15 protein-coding genes are annotated in these 17,373 nt (G+C 42.1%); 13 read left to right on the top strand and 2 right to left on the bottom strand.

Features of this window, described 5'->3' with window-relative positions:
• Positions 1 to 268: 268 nt before the first annotated feature.
• From D469_RS0111050 to cudC, 3 genes are all read left to right on the top strand, one after another.
• Complete coding sequence (locus tag D469_RS0111050; RefSeq protein ID WP_018923457.1) at positions 269 to 679, top strand: hypothetical protein; 411 nt, start codon at positions 269 to 271, stop codon at positions 677 to 679.
• A gap of 176 nt (positions 680 to 855) precedes the next feature.
• Positions 856 to 1,971 (top strand): DUF4236 domain-containing protein, encoded by a 1,116-nt coding sequence (locus tag D469_RS0111045; protein ID WP_018923456.1) that lies wholly within the window; start codon positions 856 to 858, stop codon positions 1,969 to 1,971.
• Between the two features lie 275 nt (positions 1,972 to 2,246).
• The gene (cudC, locus tag D469_RS20185; protein ID WP_018923455.1) at positions 2,247 to 2,888 is read left to right on the top strand and encodes a choline uptake/conversion transcriptional regulator CudC; all 642 of its coding nucleotides are present in this window, start codon (positions 2,247 to 2,249) and stop codon (positions 2,886 to 2,888) included.
• Positions 2,889 to 3,155: 267 nt separating this feature from the next.
• Here cudC and D469_RS0111035 read toward each other — a convergent pair whose 3' ends face one another.
• Positions 3,156 to 3,515 carry a DUF779 domain-containing protein gene (locus tag D469_RS0111035; RefSeq protein ID WP_018923454.1) on the bottom strand — a complete coding sequence of 120 codons (360 nt, stop codon included), beginning with the start codon at positions 3,513 to 3,515 and terminating at the stop codon, positions 3,156 to 3,158.
• A gap of 67 nt (positions 3,516 to 3,582) precedes the next feature.
• On the bottom strand, positions 3,583 to 5,103 hold the full coding sequence (adh, locus tag D469_RS0111030) for an aldehyde dehydrogenase (protein ID WP_018923453.1): 1,521 nt from the start codon (positions 5,101 to 5,103) through the stop codon (positions 3,583 to 3,585).
• A gap of 757 nt (positions 5,104 to 5,860) precedes the next feature.
• Here adh and D469_RS0111025 point away from each other — a divergent pair.
• From D469_RS0111025 to D469_RS21175, 10 genes are all read left to right on the top strand, one after another.
• Positions 5,861 to 6,301: an Lrp/AsnC family transcriptional regulator gene (locus D469_RS0111025; protein ID WP_018923452.1), complete on the top strand. Its 441-nt coding sequence runs from the start codon at positions 5,861 to 5,863 to the stop codon at positions 6,299 to 6,301.
• A 58-nt stretch (positions 6,302 to 6,359) separates the two neighbouring features.
• Positions 6,360 to 7,385 carry an ABC transporter ATP-binding protein gene (locus tag D469_RS0111020; protein ID WP_026286208.1) on the top strand — a complete coding sequence of 342 codons (1,026 nt, stop codon included), beginning with the start codon at positions 6,360 to 6,362 and terminating at the stop codon, positions 7,383 to 7,385.
• Complete coding sequence (locus tag D469_RS0111015; protein ID WP_018923450.1) at positions 7,366 to 8,292, top strand: ABC transporter ATP-binding protein; 927 nt, start codon at positions 7,366 to 7,368, stop codon at positions 8,290 to 8,292. Before D469_RS0111020 ends, D469_RS0111015 begins: the two co-directional genes overlap by 20 nt.
• A 19-nt stretch (positions 8,293 to 8,311) precedes the next feature.
• Positions 8,312 to 9,274: an oligopeptide ABC transporter permease gene (gene opp4B, locus D469_RS0111010; protein ID WP_018923449.1), complete on the top strand. Its 963-nt coding sequence runs from the start codon at positions 8,312 to 8,314 to the stop codon at positions 9,272 to 9,274.
• Between the two features lie 20 nt (positions 9,275 to 9,294).
• Positions 9,295 to 10,206 carry an ABC transporter permease gene (locus D469_RS0111005; protein WP_018923448.1) on the top strand — a complete coding sequence of 304 codons (912 nt, stop codon included), beginning with the start codon at positions 9,295 to 9,297 and terminating at the stop codon, positions 10,204 to 10,206.
• A gap of 12 nt (positions 10,207 to 10,218) precedes the next feature.
• Positions 10,219 to 12,105, top strand: coding sequence for an oligopeptide ABC transporter substrate-binding protein (gene opp4A, locus D469_RS0111000; protein WP_018923447.1), 1,887 nt, complete (start codon positions 10,219 to 10,221; stop codon positions 12,103 to 12,105).
• A gap of 159 nt (positions 12,106 to 12,264) precedes the next feature.
• Positions 12,265 to 12,558, top strand: a complete 294-nt coding sequence (locus tag D469_RS0110995; RefSeq protein ID WP_026286206.1) for a metal-sensitive transcriptional regulator — start codon at positions 12,265 to 12,267, stop codon at positions 12,556 to 12,558.
• 25 nt (positions 12,559 to 12,583) lie between these two features.
• Complete coding sequence (locus tag D469_RS0110990) at positions 12,584 to 15,019, top strand: heavy metal translocating P-type ATPase (protein ID WP_018923445.1); 2,436 nt, start codon at positions 12,584 to 12,586, stop codon at positions 15,017 to 15,019.
• A gap of 5 nt (positions 15,020 to 15,024) precedes the next feature.
• Positions 15,025 to 15,174 carry a hypothetical protein gene (locus D469_RS22080; protein WP_018923444.1) on the top strand — a complete coding sequence of 50 codons (150 nt, stop codon included), beginning with the start codon at positions 15,025 to 15,027 and terminating at the stop codon, positions 15,172 to 15,174.
• A gap of 1,119 nt (positions 15,175 to 16,293) precedes the next feature.
• A complete protein-coding gene (locus D469_RS21175) occupies positions 16,294 to 17,340 on the top strand; it encodes a transporter substrate-binding domain-containing protein (protein WP_018923443.1) in 1,047 nt (348 codons plus the stop codon).
• Positions 17,341 to 17,373 lie beyond the last annotated feature (33 nt).

The raw sequence follows: 17,373 nt of genomic DNA, 5'->3' as shown, positions 1-17,373 counted from the left end.
ATAAGCATAAGAATGAATAGTGAAGTTGGATGCTAACCAGTGGATTCACTTGAAAAAGGTTCTAAGCCAGGTTGTTTAGCGATAAGGATTTAGGGAAAATAATATTAAGTGAATGCGCACGTTATGCTTCATTCTTTCCTCTGATTTGAAACACGTCGAAGAAAGTATTCCTTTCTCTGTCTACTAATCCCTAAGTTCTTGTTTAAGTATGTGCATCCCCTCTCAGCTAGTCACGTTTAACCATCTTGAGTGTAATGGAGGGATTTGAATGTTGGTAAACATGGATGATGAGATTATATATATTTTTTTACAAGAGCGAACTTCCAACGCTCTGCCGATTGGTTCCTATCCAGATGTAGAAGGGTCGCTTTTATATGATAAAGAAGGAAACTGGCTGGGTATCCGCGTGCGCAGGGAGCAGGGGCATGCAAAATCACCTCTCGCTATTCCAAAGATAAAACAGATTGATTATCCAATTATGCCAGGTAGTATTGAGGACTCTAATCATTTTATTGAGATTAAATTTAAAGATGATGTTGAAGTTAATTTTGAAGAGAAGCAGTCTTATATTTTAGATTTAAATGAGAATGGTATCTTCGGGATTGAATTAATTATTGAGAATGGTACGTATCCTCATACGTACTTGTTAGTAGAATCATTCATAGATAAAAACGAATAATTCATTAAGAGCCTGAGAATCAAGCAGGCTCTTTTATTATAAAATCGGTCAAGGGTGAAAGGTTACGTCGGCTCTTTGTTTTTTGTAATAAAGAATTTCAACGGAAGAAGCCATTTCAGCGATGAGTATGATACGCTACAGCTATCGTAAGAGTTAGCCGAATAGGGGGGCTATTTATGGCTATTGGTTTTCGAAAAAGTAAACGCTTAGGAAAAGGAATGAGAGTGAATTTCAGTAAGCGGGGAGCAGGTGTTTCCTTTGGAGGCCGAGGCTTGCGGGCAGGGGTTGGACCTGGTGGTATGCGTGGGCGGGCAACACTGCCTGGGTCGGGTTTATTTTACGAAAAACGGATTGGTAAAGGACGGGCACGCACGAATCAAGGGAAGCCGCAGCAGAAAACAGCCGGGCAGCCTCATGCTGCAGGCTCTGGTCATGATGACAAAGAACAGAAAAAACAGGCAGAAGCTGAAGTGCGAAAGGTTCAAGAGTATCTTCAGCAATTGCGCACTTTTCACCAAGCTGAAGTGGACTATATCGATTGGCGTGAAGAAAGAGACGCTGCTCCGCCATTTGCCCCAAATGAAAAAGGGCCAAATGAAGAACAGGCAGAAAGGAAGCTTGAACGTTACACCCCTTCTTTTTGGGATAAACTTTTTCGCTTAACGGAGAAAAAGAAAGCGAAGCTGCAGAAGGAGAGGGAAGCGGCTAAAAACGAAGACCGGGAACTTATCATGAACTGGGAGGCAGATCGGGCGTATGCGGCAAAAATTGTAGATGGGGATACAGAGGCGATGAAAGAAGAACTGGAATCAGCCGGTACGGCAGACTTGCTTAACAAAATGAACGCTCGGTTTTATGTCCAGCATATTACTGCGGAGGAAGTCGTGGTCCGTGTGCAATTGCCAGCTATTGAAGAGGTTATTCCGACAAAAGCATATCATGTAACGAAGACAGGCAAGTTATCAGAACGAGATATGCCAAAGAAGGAATTTTATACATTGTGGCGTGACATGGTTCTGTCTCTTGCTCTTTTGACGTTGCGAGAAGCTCATGCCCACTTGCATGTATATAAGGCCATGATTCATATTCAGGGGCCTGATGCTGATGGGTCAGAAAGTACGATTTTCACAATGACAGCTAATGAAGAACAACTTTTGCATTTAAAGGATCTTTATCTGCCTTTAAACGAATTGATTGAACTGTTTCCACACCGCCTTGATTTTTTAGTTACGAAAGGGTTACGGGCCGTACGCCCATTTCACCATTCTTCCATTCGTGAAGAGGACGGATGAAGAAATGTGTTTAAGGAATGAAGCGAAAAGGGAAGAATGAGAAAGCAAGCAGGTATGTGAAATGGAACGACGTGAAGATTTTCTTTTAGTTTCACTCAATTAAGTCTATGGCATAGAGGCCAGCTTTTGTATAATAGTTTTCGGAGAACGTGTCCAAACATGTAATTATCATCATTGCTTATTTATAAATGGATGAGGGTTTTGCGAAGCTTAACTTGTACACGTTCACTAACGCAGGAGCTAGAAAAGATACAAATGAATAGCGGGGTGAACACATGTCTGCACGCGATAATGAACGCGAAGACCAGGAGGTATATGAGGAATACAAAGAGCATATTAGCGAGTTGCGATCTATTGTAACGAATGCAATAGCAGAAACCATGGACTTATACGGAGCGCCGCCTTCCGTCGGTAGAATATATGGATCGATGTATTTTCATGAAAATCCTTCAACCTTAGATGATTTGCGCGAAGAACTGGATATGAGCAAGGCAGCAATGAGTACTGGGGTAAAACGGCTTCTTGAAAGTAAAATGGTGAAAAGAGTTTATCGAAAGAAGCAACGAAAGGATTTGTACAAGGCTGAGACAGACTTTTTTAAAACTTTCATTTCCTTTTTCACAAAGCGGTGGGAATATGAGTTAGATATAAATCTCGATGCCATTAAAGATGCTGAACCTTATTTTCACAAACTGTTAGAAGATCCGAACTTGCCTGAAGATCTACGTCCGGCTGTCGAAGATGATCTGGAGAAACTACAGCATGCCAGAGAATATTACCATTTCTTGCAAGAACTGATTACTGTTTTCCGTACAGAAGAGATCTTTGATATGATGGAGGAATTTAGAAGAGAGCGGCGCTTTGGGAGAAACGCGAATCGTTCTAACGAAAAAACGAATCAACAAGAAGAAGAATAACGTGGACCAGTTAGCGAGAACAACTGGATGGAAGTAGTTGATGAAATCACGCCGAATAATAGGCCGGAGAGCTGATTTCATCTTGATATTCAACTATAATAAAAGCCTAAGTATGAGGCATGAACCAAAGCAACACTTGCATAGCCAAAACTTCTTACATATAAAACCTGATCATGGCTCTAAAGCACATGATCAGGTTTTTATTGTTTACGGATAAATGGCTTATAAGCTATTCCTGATTATCAATTCAATCTGTCAATCTGGCGGTTAGGAGTTTTCTAACTCTGCCAGTTCCTTTTCTGTGAAGACACGGGACCGAGTAAGAAATCGTACGCCTTCTGGACCTTCTAATGAAAACATACCTCCACGACCTTCTACGACATCAATGATAAGTTGGGTATGTTTCCAGTATTCATATTGGTCTTTTGAGATATAGAAGGGGGCCCCTCCAAGATCACCGAGGTAGACATCACTATCACCGGTACGTAATTCTCCTTCTGGATAGCACATCGGGGAGCTGCCGTCACAACAGCCGCCAGATTGGTGAAACATTAATGGACCGTGACGTTTCGTTAATTTTTCTATAAGAGCGAGAGCATCATCTGTCGCCGTTACCCGTTCAGTCACTTGAAGCCCTCCTTTTAATCATCGCTGGAACGACTGTCGATCGTTCCCTCCTTGTTTACCAGCGCCTTTAAAATAAGCCTAGTTTTTGTTCCCCGTAGCTGACGAGGAGGTTTTTGGTTTGTTGATAGTGTCCGAGCATCATGAGATGGTTTTCCCGACCAATGCCAGATTTTTTGTAGCCGCCAAATGCTGCATGGGCCGGATAGTCATGATAACAATTCGTCCACACTCTGCCAGCTTGAATGGCTCGACCGAAACGGTAGGCTGTGTTAATGTTTCTTGACCATACTCCTGCACCTAGTCCATATAGAGTATCATTGGCAATTTGAAGTGCTTCCTCTTTATCTTTAAAGGTAGTTACTGAAACGACAGGCCCGAAAATTTCTTCCTGGAAGATACGCATATCGTTATGCCCTTTAAACACAGTCGGTTCGACATAATAACCGCCTCCAAGTGCGCCCTCTAGTTTCATTTGATTTCCGCCTGCTAATACTTCTGCTCCTTCCTGCTTACCAATATCAAGGTACGAAACAATTTTATCAAGCTGTTCTTTTGAGGCTTGCGCTCCCATCATTGTTTCTGTATCAAGTGGGTCTCCAACTTTAATCTGCTTTACTCGTTCGAGTGCTTTTTCCATAAATTGATCATAAATCGATTCTTGAATAAGGGCACGTGATGGGCAGGTACATACTTCACCTTGATTCAAGGCGAACATGACAAATCCTTCGATTGCTTTATCGAGAAAGTCATCATCAGCATCCATAACATCTTCAAAAAAGAGATTCGGAGATTTTCCTCCCAGCTCCAGTGTAACTGGAATAATGTTCTCCGATGCATATTGCATAATCAAACGCCCGGTGGTTGTTTCACCAGTGAAAGCTACTTTATCGACGTTGGAACTAGAGGCTAACGGTTTGCCTGCTTCCACTCCAAAACCACTTACAATATTTAAGACACCAGCGGGAAGTAAATCTTCGATTAGCTCAAGTAAAATAAAGATCGAAGAGGGGGTTTGTTCGGCCGGCTTTAATACGATTGTATTACCAGCTGCGAGAGCAGGAGCTATTTTCCAACAAGCCATCAACAATGGGAAATTCCACGGGATAATTTGACCAACCACGCCTAATGGTTCATGAAAATGATAAGCAACCGTATCTTCATTAATTTGACTTAGTCCGCCTTCTTGACTGCGAATCGCTGCTGCAAAATATCTAAAATGATCAATGGCCAATGGAATATCTGCAGCAAGCGTTTCACGCACAGGTTTACCATTTTCCCATGTTTCAGCAACTGCCAATTTTTCGGTGTTTTCTTCCATTCGATCTGCTATTTTGTTTAATATATTGGCTCGTTCAGCGACAGAAGTTTGTTGCCATGCGCTTTTTGCTTGGTGTGCAGCTTCAAGTGCATTTTCAACATCAACAGAGGTAGAGCGGGCTAGTTCACAAATTGCTTCTCCGGTTACGGATGTTGTATTAGTGAAATATTCACCGCTAGCTGGGGCCACCCATTCTCCGTTTATGTAGTTATCATAACGGTTTTTAAAATGAACTAAACTTTCGGATGTGTTGGGTGCAGCATATTTCATAACAATTCCTCCTATTGATTTAGCTCTGCTTATAAAGTAGAGCTACATAATTTAGTAACCGCTTACAATATACCATATAATTCATTATTTTCAATAAATTCCATAGTTGCAATTTCGAACAAGAATGTTGAAAGTTACATTCAATCAAATAAGTGATCATAGAACAAAAGTACTATACAAATGAAAAAATGAAGTTAAATTTAAATTACAGAATGAATTTCGTAATTCAAAATAAGTTTTAAAATCCGACTAATGAATGTGACCTTCACTTCAGACGGACCTTTCCCGGGGGCTTGTCTTCAGCTACCTTTTTCGAAAGTAAAACCATCGAAAAAGTGGATCTTCAGACTGCGCTTTATCCTCTGTGAGTCGCCGTCTTACGTTTCAGTCACTTTTGAAATTCCGTATATTAAATAAAAAATAAATAGATATCATTCGTTTATTGCTCCTAAAACACCATTATGAAATTGATTCACAACATAAAAATATAAGGAAAAATTTAAAAAATCCGGCCGGAAATTTGAATTATGAAACAGTTGGTTTCACGGCATTTTTTGGAAGAGAGTTAGAAAATATGTCAAAGAAATATAAAAAAGTTTAAAAATTAGTATTGCGAAAGAGTTTGAAGTTTACTACACTGTGTTCAAATATTTTAAAAATTTTCTCAGGAAAAAGTAGGAATTATTACGAATCTTATTATGCATTTTGAAAAAAACTGCGTCATTCGTAGAACGAATGGATGCTCGCAGGAGGATGAATGAAATCGATAGATCAAATTGACTTTTTAATCCTCGGGCATTTGCAAAAGCAAAGAAAACGATCCTATAGTGACATTGCAAGATGCCTGGATGTTAGTGAAGGTATGGTTCGAAGCCGTGTGAATCGCATGTTAGACGAAGGTGTATTTGAATATATGGTTCATACTAACCCTAATAAAATTGGACTTGAGGTGCAAGTGATTATTGGGCTTTCAATAGCTCTCGGTGAACAGGATAGCGTAGCTGCAAAACTAGCTAAATATTCTGAAATCCGATTTATTGGTGCTTTTTCGGGCCAATATGACTTGATGCTGCAAGCGTATTTTCAAAATTATGATAAATTAATACTTTTTGTAAATGAAGACCTTGCAAAAATAAAGAGCATACAGCATGTTGACCTAAATGTAGAACTTAAGCAATACAAAGATTCGTTTAGTTAATTAGTAGAATAAGAGGGCAAAAATGAAGTATCAACTTGAGAGCAAAGAGGTGATGTCTATGACTGAAAATGCATTGTTATCTGCGACAAATGTAAAAACTTCCTTTCGAATCGGTGATGACTATTATGCAGCTGTTGACGGGGTAACGCTCACAGTGAACAACAATGAAGTAGTGGCTATTGTAGGGGAATCTGGTTCTGGGAAAAGTGCTCTCGCCTTTTCTATTTTAGGCCTCCATGACAGGTTTAAAACGAATCTTGAAGGCGAGATTTATTTAAATGGCACTGATTTAACAAGCGTATCCACTGGAAAGTTAAATCAAATTCGTGGAAAAGATATCGGTATGATTTTTCAGGATCCATTGACGGCATTAAATCCTCTTAAAACGATTGGGGATCAAATTGTAGAAACACTAAACTTACATACGAAGCTGACTGCGAAAGAAAAATACGAGCGATCGATTCATCTCTTGAAGGAAGTAGGAATCCCGCGGGCAGAAAATGTTCACCAGCAATTTCCGCATGAACTTTCGGGCGGGATGCGACAGCGCGTAGTAATTGCCATTGCAATCGCTTGTGATCCGGCGCTGCTTATTGCTGATGAGCCAACGACGGCTTTGGATGCTACGATACAGTCGCAAATTCTGGATCTATTAAATGAACTGAAAGAAGAAAAAGATGCTGGCATTATATTAATTACGCACGACCTTGGGGTAGTAGCTGAAATGGCTGACCGGGTGGCTGTCATGTACGCAGGTCAGATCGTAGAATTAGCAGATGTTTTTTCATTATTCAGAAATCCGCTTCATCCCTATACGAGATCACTGCTTAGCTCGGTGCCTTCTGTAAAAGATGAAAAAGAGATGCTCCATGTGATCGAAGGGGTTGTCCCCTCTTTACCAAAAATGCCGCGACAAGGCTGCAGGTTTAAAGATCGTATTCCTTGGATGGAAGATAATGTCCATGAAGAACACCCAGAGCTTCGTGAAGTGGAAAACGGCCACTATGTACGCTGTACATGTTATAAGCACTTTTATTTTCCAGAAGAAGAGGAGGAGCTCGCCCATGTCGATACTAACTATTAATAATTTAAAAGTTCATTATCCGATACGCGGTGGCCTGTTTCGGCGAAAAATTGATGTGGTTCGGGCTGTAGATGGTCTTTCTCTGGAATTACAACGAGGTGAGACATATGGGTTAGTAGGAGAATCCGGGTCGGGCAAATCGACAACCGGCCGCTCTATTATTGGTCTTGAAGAAATCACAGAAGGTGAAATTACCTTTGAAGGTCAGAACTTAAGTGAACTTCGGTACCGGGACCGGAAGGAATATTATAAAGATATTCAAATGGTTTTCCAGGACCCTTATTCATCGCTCAACCCTAAAAAGAGAGTGAAAGATTTAATTGCTGAACCGATTCGAAACTTTGAAAATCGGTCGAAAGAGGAAGAATTGAAAAGAGTGCAAGAGCTATTAGAAATTGTAGGACTCAGTCCAGAAGTGACCTATAAATATCCACACGAATTTTCAGGTGGGCAAAAGCAGCGGCTTGGCGTTGCTCGGGCTCTCGCCCTTAACCCTAAACTTATCATTGCAGATGAACCAGTCTCTGCGCTCGATGTTTCTGTACAAGCTCAGGTGCTTAATTTTATGAAAAAAATCCAAAAAGATTTGAACCTCACTTTTATTTTTATCAGTCACGACCTCGGAGTAGTTCGCCACATGTGTGACCGTATTGGGATTATGTATAATGGTCGGTTTGTGGAAGAAGGCACAGCTGAAGATGTGTATGAAAATCCACAGCATATATACACGAAACGATTAGTAGCAGCCATTCCCGATATCGATCCTGAAAACCGGAAAGAACAGGCTGCTTTTCGCCGGCAAGTGAAAGAAGAATACAAAGAGACAGAGCATAACTATTTTGATGAAAATGGTAGCGTATTTGACTTGAAGCCAGTCACTGACACGCACTACGTAGCTTTACCCTAGAGAGGCAGGTGAATGTGAAATGTGGAAATTTATTATCAGACGTATCATTATCATGTTTCCCCAACTCGTATTGCTCAGCGTAATTGTCTTTATATTAGCACAAATGATGCCGGGGGATGCATTAACAGGTATGGCGTTAGACCCGGATATGGATCCTGCCCAGTTAGAAGCCATGCGTGAAGATCTTGGATTAAATGACCCTTGGTACATACAGTATTTCTCTTGGCTTGGTGGCGTTTTGCAAGGTGATTTTGGCCAATCAGTCGCGCACGCTTTGCCAGTATCTGACCTTATTTGGGTGAGGCTTGTAAACACCTTTTGGTTGTCACTGATGTCATTATTTTTCGTTTACATACTAGCTTTGCCGCTTGGACTAATTAGCGGTCGCTGGAATGATACGATTGCTGACCGTATTATCACTGGTTATACCTATATCGGCTTTGCCGCTCCCTTATTTATTTTTGCGCTAATTATGCTGTTTGTATTTGGTTTCCAACTTGGTTGGTTCCCAACGGGGGGGAGTGTCGAAGCCAATACAGGAGGCGGCTTGGCTTATTTTTGGAGTAAGGTCTATCACTTAATTCTTCCATCTCTTTCGCTTGCATTAATTGGGACAGTAACTACGGTTCAATATTTGCGCAGTGAAGTAATTGAGACGAAGCAAAAAGAATTTATCTTAACAGCACGGGCAAAAGGCGTGCCGGAACAAAAAGTGTATACGGGTCACGTTTTTCGAAATTCTCTCTTGCCGATTGCAGCCGTGTTTGGCTATGAGATTGCGGCCCTGATTAGTGGGTCTGTCTTTGTAGAAAGGATATTCAGTTACCCAGGCATGGGCCAACTGTTCTTGGAATCGATTCAAATACGAGATTTTAGTGTCGTAACGGCGTTAGTCTTGCTATTTGGCGTAGCAGCAATTATTGGAGCTCTGCTCTCAGACATTATTTTAAGCATTGTCGACCCAAGGATCCGTATTAAATAAACAGCGAAGGGGGTGATCATGTGGAGGGATCACAGCAAGCAGAAACATTGGCCGAAAAGGTGGACATGGAGAAAAGCCCACCAGGTTGGAAGATTTTGTTAACAGAAATTCTCCGTGATAAAATCGCGCTCATATCACTCATCCTTGTTGTTTCGATTATGGCATTTGTATACGGAGTTTCGTTGTTTTTAAGCCAGGATGAAATTGTAACCGTTGATTTGTTTGCGATTCATGAGGCTCCATCATCTGATTTTTGGTTAGGGACTGACTATGGGGGGCGGGATATATTTGGCCAGCTTATTATCGGTACGCGAAACTCATTGACGGTAGGGATTGCTGTTACGGCAATCAGTGGATTTATCGGTATTACTCTTGGGGTGATTGCAGGATACTTTGGTGGAACGATCGATAATATTCTGATGCGTGTCGTAGACTTTTTCTTCGTGCTGCCGAATTTACTTATTATTATCGTTTTCATTGTGATTGTTCCGCAGTACACCATTTTTTCTTTTGTGTTGATTATGTCGATCTTTGCCTGGATGGGGATCGCGAGGATTGTCCGCTCGAAAGCCTTGAAAGAACGGGAATTAGATTATATTAAAGCATCACGTACTTTGGGTTCATCACACACTAAAATTATATTTAAAGAATTAATCCCAAATTTAAGTTCTATCATTATTGTTACCATGACATTGAACTTAGCTGCAAATATTGGAATTGAATCAGGTCTCTCATTTTTAGGATTCGGTTTTCCAGAGAGTACACCGAGTTTAGGCACATTAATCAGTTATGCAACCAACCCAACGACCTTAGAACAACGTTGGTGGATATGGGTACCCGCATCAATACTGATTCTTGTATTGATGTTGTGTATAAATAATGTCGGTCAAGCGCTGCGGCGCGCGACGGACGCAAAACAAAGAAGAGGTTAAGGAGGAAAAGGGATGAAAAAGTTTGTACGACGGTCTGTCGTTACAGCCAGCATGGTTTCTATGCTTGCACTTGCTGCATGTGCAGATGAAGCTACAGAATCCGAAGATGAAGGCGATGACGGGGGAGAAGAAACAGCTGAAGAAGGTGACGATGAGGACGATGACAGCGAAGAAGCAGATGATGAAGACGATATTGAGGTAGATGAAGATGTCCAGAGTGATGAAGTCGTCGACTTAGAAGATTTTGATCAGATTAAAGATGAAGGTGGAGATGAAATTCTAGATGATGGCTCGATGAATGTGGCCATTGTGAGTGATTCTCCTTTTGAAGGTATTTTGAATTGGAACTTCTATTTTGGCACGCATGATTCTCAAATTCTAAGCTGGTTTGACGAACCATTGCTCCAGTGGGATGAAGATTTTGTCTACAACCAGGAAGGCGCAGCTACGTATGAAGTTTCAGAAGATAATTTAACCTATACATTTGAAATTAACGAAGACGTAAATTGGCATGATGGTGAACCGGTTACTGCGGAAGACTGGCAGTTTGCATATGAAGTCATTGCTGACCCTGACTATACCGGCATGCGATATGGTGAAGATATTATGAATGTGGAAGGTGTTGTGGAGTATCACGAAGGGGAAGCGGATGAAATATCCGGCATTGAAGTCATTGATGACAAGACAATGGAAATTACATTCCTTGAAGCGAATCCATCTATCGTTACAGGGGGGATTTGGAACTATCCACTAGCTAAGCATATTTTCGAAGATATTCCTATAGATGAAATGGAAGAATCTGATGAAGTACGGCAAAATCCAATTGGCTTCGGTCCTTATGAAGTTGAAGACATCGTACCAGGTGAATCCGTAGCGTTAAGCCGTAACGATGATTACTGGCGCGGTACACCAGGCCTTGAAGAAGTGACCCTGCAAATTGTTGATCCAAATGTTGTTGCTAACTCATTGCGCAGCGGTGACATTGATTATGCCACTAGCTTCCCGGCTGACCAGTATGTAGATCATATGGATGCCGATAATCTTGATTTCTTGGCAACGACTGATCGTGCTTACACCTATATCGGCTTTAAGCTCGGTGAGTGGGATGCAGATGCAGGTGAAAATGTGATGGATGACGATGCCAAAATGGCCGATGTTGAACTTCGTCAGGCTATGGGCCACGCAGTCGATGATGAAGCAATTGGCGAGAACTTTTATGATGGTTTGCGCTGGGACGGAACTACTTTAATTCCACCATCCCATCCTGAGTTCCATGATGAAGATAACCCTGGCTTAGAGTACGATGTAGAACGCGCTAATCAACTTCTTGATGAAGCAGGATACGAAGACGTGACCGGTGATGGTTTCCGGGAGGACCCTGAGGGCGAAGAACTCGTCATCTCGTTTGCATCAATGGAAGGTGGCGACACCGCTGAACCTGTAGCTCAATATTACATCCAGTCCTGGGAACAAGTTGGCTTGAACGTAGAGCTTCTTGACGGCCGTTTGCATGAATTTAATGCATTCTATGACATGGTGGAAGAAGATGAAGAAAGCATTGATGTGTATCAAGCTGCTTGGACGGTAGGCATTGACCCAGATCCAGGTTCTCTATATGGGCGCACCTCTCCATCCAACTACTCTCGTTACGTAAGTGAAGAAAATGATGAAATCTTGGCAGAGGGACTCTCCGAGGAAGCGTTTGATGTAGAGTATCGCCAAGAAGTGTACAACGAATGGCAGGAATATATGGCTGAAAACGTACCTGTTTTCCCAACTGTATATCGTGCTCAAGTTGACGCAATGAATGAGCGGGTGACAAACACGTCCATTGGTGATGGCACGGGGGTTTACCTCTATGAGATCGGTGTAACAGAAGAGGAACCGGTAACTGAATAAGAACGAGGCTCATTAAATGAGAAAAGGCTGCCTAGTTGGCAGTCTTTTTTCATGATTCGGTTGAGGTGGAGAGCCTTGAATATAGATGTGAATGTTGACGGAAAAAAAGCAACCAGGTAACATAGGGGTACGGGGTATATGTATTTTAAAAGGAGCGATATGATGAATCATCATTCTCATAAAAGCACAATACAACCAAACAAAGAACAGCTGTTAAATCGATTGAAACGAATAGAAGGTCAAGTTCGCGGCATTCACAACATGGTAGAAGAAGACCGTTATTGTATTGATATTTTAAACCAAATCGCAGCCGTACAATCCGCGGTAAACAAAGTATCTGTCCATTTAATGGAAGATCATACCCACCATTGTGTAGCAAAAGCTATTCAGGATGGAGAAGGTGAAGAAGCGATTGATGAGCTTGTTGGTCTCATGAATCGAATGATGAAGTAAGAACAAATGAGGGAGGGGGGCAAAAATGAGCAAGGAGACTACGTTGCAAATTAGCGGAATGACCTGTGCTGCTTGTACCACTCGAGTAGAAAAAGGGCTCAAAAGTGTGGAAGGTGTTCATGATGCGAATGTGAATATAGCAACCGAACATGCAGCTGTCACCTATGATGAAGAACGTACGGATCTGGAAGAGTTAGCAAGGAAGGTTGAGGAATTAGGCTATCAAGTTCGGTCGGAAGAAGTAGAATTTGATGTGACTGGCATGACCTGCGCTGCATGTTCCAACCGCGTAGAGAAAGTGCTGACTCGTTTAGAGGGTGTACAGGAAGCGAACGTTAATTTAGCGTTAGAAACGGCAAGTGTCTCATATATTGATGCGGCTGTAGAAGTGGGTGATATGAAACAAGCTGTAGACAAAGCCGGCTTTCAGCTTCATGAAAAAGCAGAGAGTGAAGGTCACGATGTGCGTGATGAAGAGATCGAGCTGCAAACCGGAAAGTTTATTTTTGCTGCTATTTTAACGCTGCCTTTACTCTGGACAATGGTCACTCATTTTGAATTCACAGCGTTTTTGTGGGTGCCGGAGTTATTTATGAATCCATGGGTTCAGCTCGCTTTAGCTACTCCTGTGCAATTTATTGTCGGTGCTCAGTTCTACCGAAATGCCTATAAAGCTCTTAAAAATAAGTCAGCGAATATGGATGTGCTGGTTGCGATGGGGACGTCAGCAGCTTATTTTTACAGCATTTATTTAGGTTGGCAGTGGATGGGCACCGGTGAAGCTATGCCCGAACTCTACTTCGAAGCAGCAGCTATTATAATTACTCTTATCGTTTTAGGTAAATTATTTGAAGCTAGAGCAAAAGGGCGCACGTCCCAAGCCATAAAAAAACTACTAGGCTTACGGGCAAATACAGCTACAGTTGTCCGCGAGGGAGTAGAAAGAGAAATCCCTGTAGAAGACGTGGTTAAAGGAGATCTGTTACGTGTGAAGCCTGGTGAAAAAATACCAGTGGACGGTATCGTAAAAAAGGGTCGTTCAGCTATTGATGAATCGATGTTGACTGGTGAAAGCCTGCCCATTGATAAATCAGAGGGTGATGAAGTGATTGGGGCAACAATTAACAAAAATGGCGCTTTAACAGTAGAAGCGACGAGAGTAGGAAAAGATACCGCCCTTGCACAAATCGTCAAAGTTGTAGAAGAGGCTCAAGGCTCGAAAGCAAACATTCAGCGAATGGTGGATAAAGTCTCGAGCGTATTTGTGCCGGCTGTAGTCATCTTTGCTGTGCTGACGTTTCTCGGCTGGTACTTTATCTTTGCCCCGGGAAATATGGCTGCTGCTCTCATTCCCACGATTTCTATTCTAGTTATTGCCTGTCCATGCGCGCTCGGACTTGCTACTCCGACTTCTATTATGGCCGGGTCAGGTCGGTCGGCAGAAATGGGAGTATTATTTAAAGGCGGAGAATATTTAGAAAGTACCCGGGCGATTGATACCGTCGTATTGGATAAGACAGGAACAGTTACGAAAGGTGAACCGGAGTTAACCACGATAGAGACGGAATGGGCAGATGAACAAGAGTTTCTTCGGCTTGTCGGTTCTGTTGAAAAAGTCTCAGAACACCCATTAGCTCGGGCCCTGGTGAAAGGAATAGAAGAACAAGGCATTAAGTTAGGTCAGGCAGAAAACTTTGCAGCTATACCCGGAGCGGGGGTTGAAGCATCTGTTGATGGCCATTTGACATTAATCGGGACCCGTAAATTGCTGTCTGACCATAAGGTTCAAATTCCTGCCGGCGCTGAAGTGGTGATGGAACAACTTGAAGCAGAAGGGAAAACTGCGATGCTGGTAGCAGTAGACGGTATATATGCAGGCCTCACCGCAGTTTCTGATACGATTAAAGATTCTTCTAAAGAAGCGATATCTCGTCTTAAAGCAGAAGGACATCACGTTATTATGCTGACTGGCGACAATGAACGAACAGCCCGTGCGATTGCAGCTCAAGTTGGAGTGGATGAAGTACTGGCGGAAGTGCTCCCTGAAGAAAAGTCCAAAGAAATTGAACGACTGCAACAAAACGGCAGAAAAGTGGCAATGGTGGGAGACGGCATAAATGATGCGCCTGCGCTTGCAGTCGCTAATATTGGCATGGCGATTGGCACAGGAACGGATGTAGCAATCGAGGCAGCTGATATCACATTAATGCGCGGTGATTTAAACAGCGCAGCAGATGCCGTCTTAATGAGTCGGTTAACAATGCGAAATATTAAACAAAACTTGTTCTTCGCTTTTATTTATAATACGTCAGCCCTGCCAATTGCAGCTGCTGGATTTTTAGCTCCGTGGGTGGCGGGTGCTGCGATGGCATTTAGCTCAGTATCGGTCGTATTGAACGCCTTAAGGCTGCAGCGGATCAAAGTTACGGCCCAGACTGATCAAACGGTAAAAGGAGCGTAGACTATATGAGTCCCATTATACGAAAGTGGATCCTCGGAGCCTTCAGTTGGCTTGCCCTTGTGATTGCAGGCTACTATCTGTTCGAAGATGTATTGGAGCCAGCTGAACGAGAAGAACATCATAGTTTTCAACACGTGAGTGAAGAGAAGATTTAGTAATGTATAAAAGGGCGACCATTGAAGTTCGGTATGGTCTTCCGCTAATTTCTCAGCGGTGTATAGAGTTCTTCTTTTCCCTCTGTGGGGAAGGAAGATGCCCGCCTGCTGTTGTATTTGCGTATACGGCCATCTGTTCACTAGCGGTGCGAATGTACCCACGAGACGAAGCACTGGGAAACGTATGCTCCTAGTTTCGTTTGTTTAGCGACTTCATCCGCTTCCTTTCCATGGACGAACCACCTGGTCTCCGCTTATGCCTGTGGTGAAACCTTCCGCCTGGAGTGAAGAACTGAAACTACTATATTGAATGAGTATCTAATGAGTGATGAACCTTTGGACAGTTTTGCAATGCTAGGGACATCTATGAAGAATAAGTAACAAGAGGCTGTCTCAAAACGTTTGACGTATGGGACAGCTCTTTGTTCTTTATTAATTCCTCTCTGCGCGTCGGTTTCTTTAATTGCTGAGTCCTATCCTCTATCATTGAAAGAGTCTGTCTTACAAAAGCGGTATGAAACTTTTTACAAAAAGTTTGAATCATTTTCATCATTCAAAATAAGATGTGAACATCCGACTCATAAATGTGACCTTCACTTCAGACGGACGCTTTCCCGAGGGCTTGTCTTCAGCTATCTTTTTCGATGGGCTTTACCCTCGAAAAAGTGGATGTTCAGACTGCGCTTTATCCTATGGGAGTCCCGTCTTACGTTTCAGTCACTTTTGAAATTCCGTATACTAAATAAAAAACAAATAGATAATATTTGTTTTAGGCTCATAAAACGTCATTATGAAATTGATTCGTTTATGAACAAAATAAGAAAATATATCTTTTGACCTACATAAATTAGCGAGATACCTAGGTATTTCTTCTAGTTCCAACGGGATAAACTAAAAATCTCTTACATATCAGTTAGAACATTTTATAAAAAAGCAAGTGCCAATGGATGCAAAGAAATAATGGTATGAAAAGAAAAGGCAAGCTAGATACGGGTTAATATAGGAATATAGCTCTATTAAAAAATTTTTAAAAGTTAGAAAAAAAAGAATGCTTGTGCTATACTTCCATCATAAGACTGAATTTAGGTCTTGGTTGGAAATTAAAAAGGGGGAATCATCATGAAAAAACCATTATTGTTATCAGTTGTATCGCTTGGGCTTATCTTTTCAGCCGCCTGTGGAGCTGGAGATGATGCTGAAGAAACAACTGCAGATGGAGAAGATAATGATGAGGAAGTAGAAACGGAAGAAGATGAGGAAGAAGAGGAAGAAAGTGAAGAAGTAGAAGAAGATGAGGATGAAGAGGAAGAAACGGCAGATAATGGCGATCGTCCAACATATACTGTCGCGACAGATAATAACTACATTCCATTTGAATTTATTGAAGATGATGAACTAGTAGGCTTTGACATTGACCTGATCAATGCCATTGCAGATGAAGCAGAATTTGATATTGAAATTGAGCAAATGGAGTTTTCTGGTATTGTTGCTGCCATTCCTTCGGGGTCCTTTGATATGGGGATAGCTGGAATGACAATTACTGAAGAGCGCCAGGAGAATATTGATTTCTCTCAACCTTACTACCAGGCAGGGCTTGTACTGGCCATTCAGGATGGCAATGAAGAGATTCAATCCATAGATGACGTTGATGGAATGACCGTGGCAACACGTGTCGGTTCTACGAGTGAAGATTATTTAGGCGAAAATACGGATGCTGATATTGAAGCATTTCCAGAAATTGCAGAAGCGTACCAAGCTGTTCTTACCGACCGAGCAGATGCGGTGCTCTATGACCTGCCAAACGTTCAGTATTATTCTGAAACAGAAACAGGCGGTGAGCTTCAAATCGTTGGTGACACATTGACAGGTGAGTTTTATGGTATTGCTTTCCCACCTGAATCTGAGCTGCGAGATGAAGTAGATGAAGCAATTGACAACTTACAGGAAGATGGAACATTCGAAGAGATTTATGATGAGTGGTTTGGTGGCAGCCCTGATATGGATGCGCTTGACGAAGCTAGAGAAGACTTAGCCGCAAACGGTGATAACGGCGAAGCAGATGATGAGGCAGAAGAAGAGGATGCAGACGAAGAAGGCGAAGATGAAGGTGAAGATGGCAGCGACGAAGAAGACACCGATGAAGATGATGACGAAGATGACGAGTAAGGAAGAGCGTGACAGGCAGTTGCCTGTTGCGCT

Origin of the sequence: Salsuginibacillus kocurii DSM 18087 (assembly GCF_000377705.1) — a bacterium.
Taxonomy (GTDB): Bacteria; Bacillota; Bacilli; order Bacillales; family Marinococcaceae; genus Salsuginibacillus; species Salsuginibacillus kocurii.
Note: the sequence above shows the minus strand (reverse complement) of the source record. Positions and strands in the feature narration are given on the sequence as shown.

Coding starts and splice junctions, on each gene's coding strand:
- D469_RS0111050 (WP_018923457.1), top strand. CDS start 269: ATGTTGGTAAACATGGATGATGAGATTATATATATTTTTTTACAAGAG.
- D469_RS0111045 (WP_018923456.1), top strand. CDS start 856: ATGGCTATTGGTTTTCGAAAAAGTAAACGCTTAGGAAAAGGAATGAGA.
- cudC (WP_018923455.1), top strand. CDS start 2,247: ATGTCTGCACGCGATAATGAACGCGAAGACCAGGAGGTATATGAGGAA.
- adh (WP_018923453.1), bottom strand. CDS start 5,103: ATGAAATATGCTGCACCCAACACATCCGAAAGTTTAGTTCATTTTAAA.
- D469_RS0111025 (WP_018923452.1), top strand. CDS start 5,861: ATGAAATCGATAGATCAAATTGACTTTTTAATCCTCGGGCATTTGCAA.
- D469_RS0111020 (WP_026286208.1), top strand. CDS start 6,360: ATGACTGAAAATGCATTGTTATCTGCGACAAATGTAAAAACTTCCTTT.
- D469_RS0111015 (WP_018923450.1), top strand. CDS start 7,366: ATGTCGATACTAACTATTAATAATTTAAAAGTTCATTATCCGATACGC.
- opp4B (WP_018923449.1), top strand. CDS start 8,312: ATGTGGAAATTTATTATCAGACGTATCATTATCATGTTTCCCCAACTC.
- opp4A (WP_018923447.1), top strand. CDS start 10,219: ATGAAAAAGTTTGTACGACGGTCTGTCGTTACAGCCAGCATGGTTTCT.
- D469_RS0110995 (WP_026286206.1), top strand. CDS start 12,265: ATGATGAATCATCATTCTCATAAAAGCACAATACAACCAAACAAAGAA.
- D469_RS0110990 (WP_018923445.1), top strand. CDS start 12,584: ATGAGCAAGGAGACTACGTTGCAAATTAGCGGAATGACCTGTGCTGCT.
- D469_RS22080 (WP_018923444.1), top strand. CDS start 15,025: ATGAGTCCCATTATACGAAAGTGGATCCTCGGAGCCTTCAGTTGGCTT.
- D469_RS21175 (WP_018923443.1), top strand. CDS start 16,294: ATGAAAAAACCATTATTGTTATCAGTTGTATCGCTTGGGCTTATCTTT.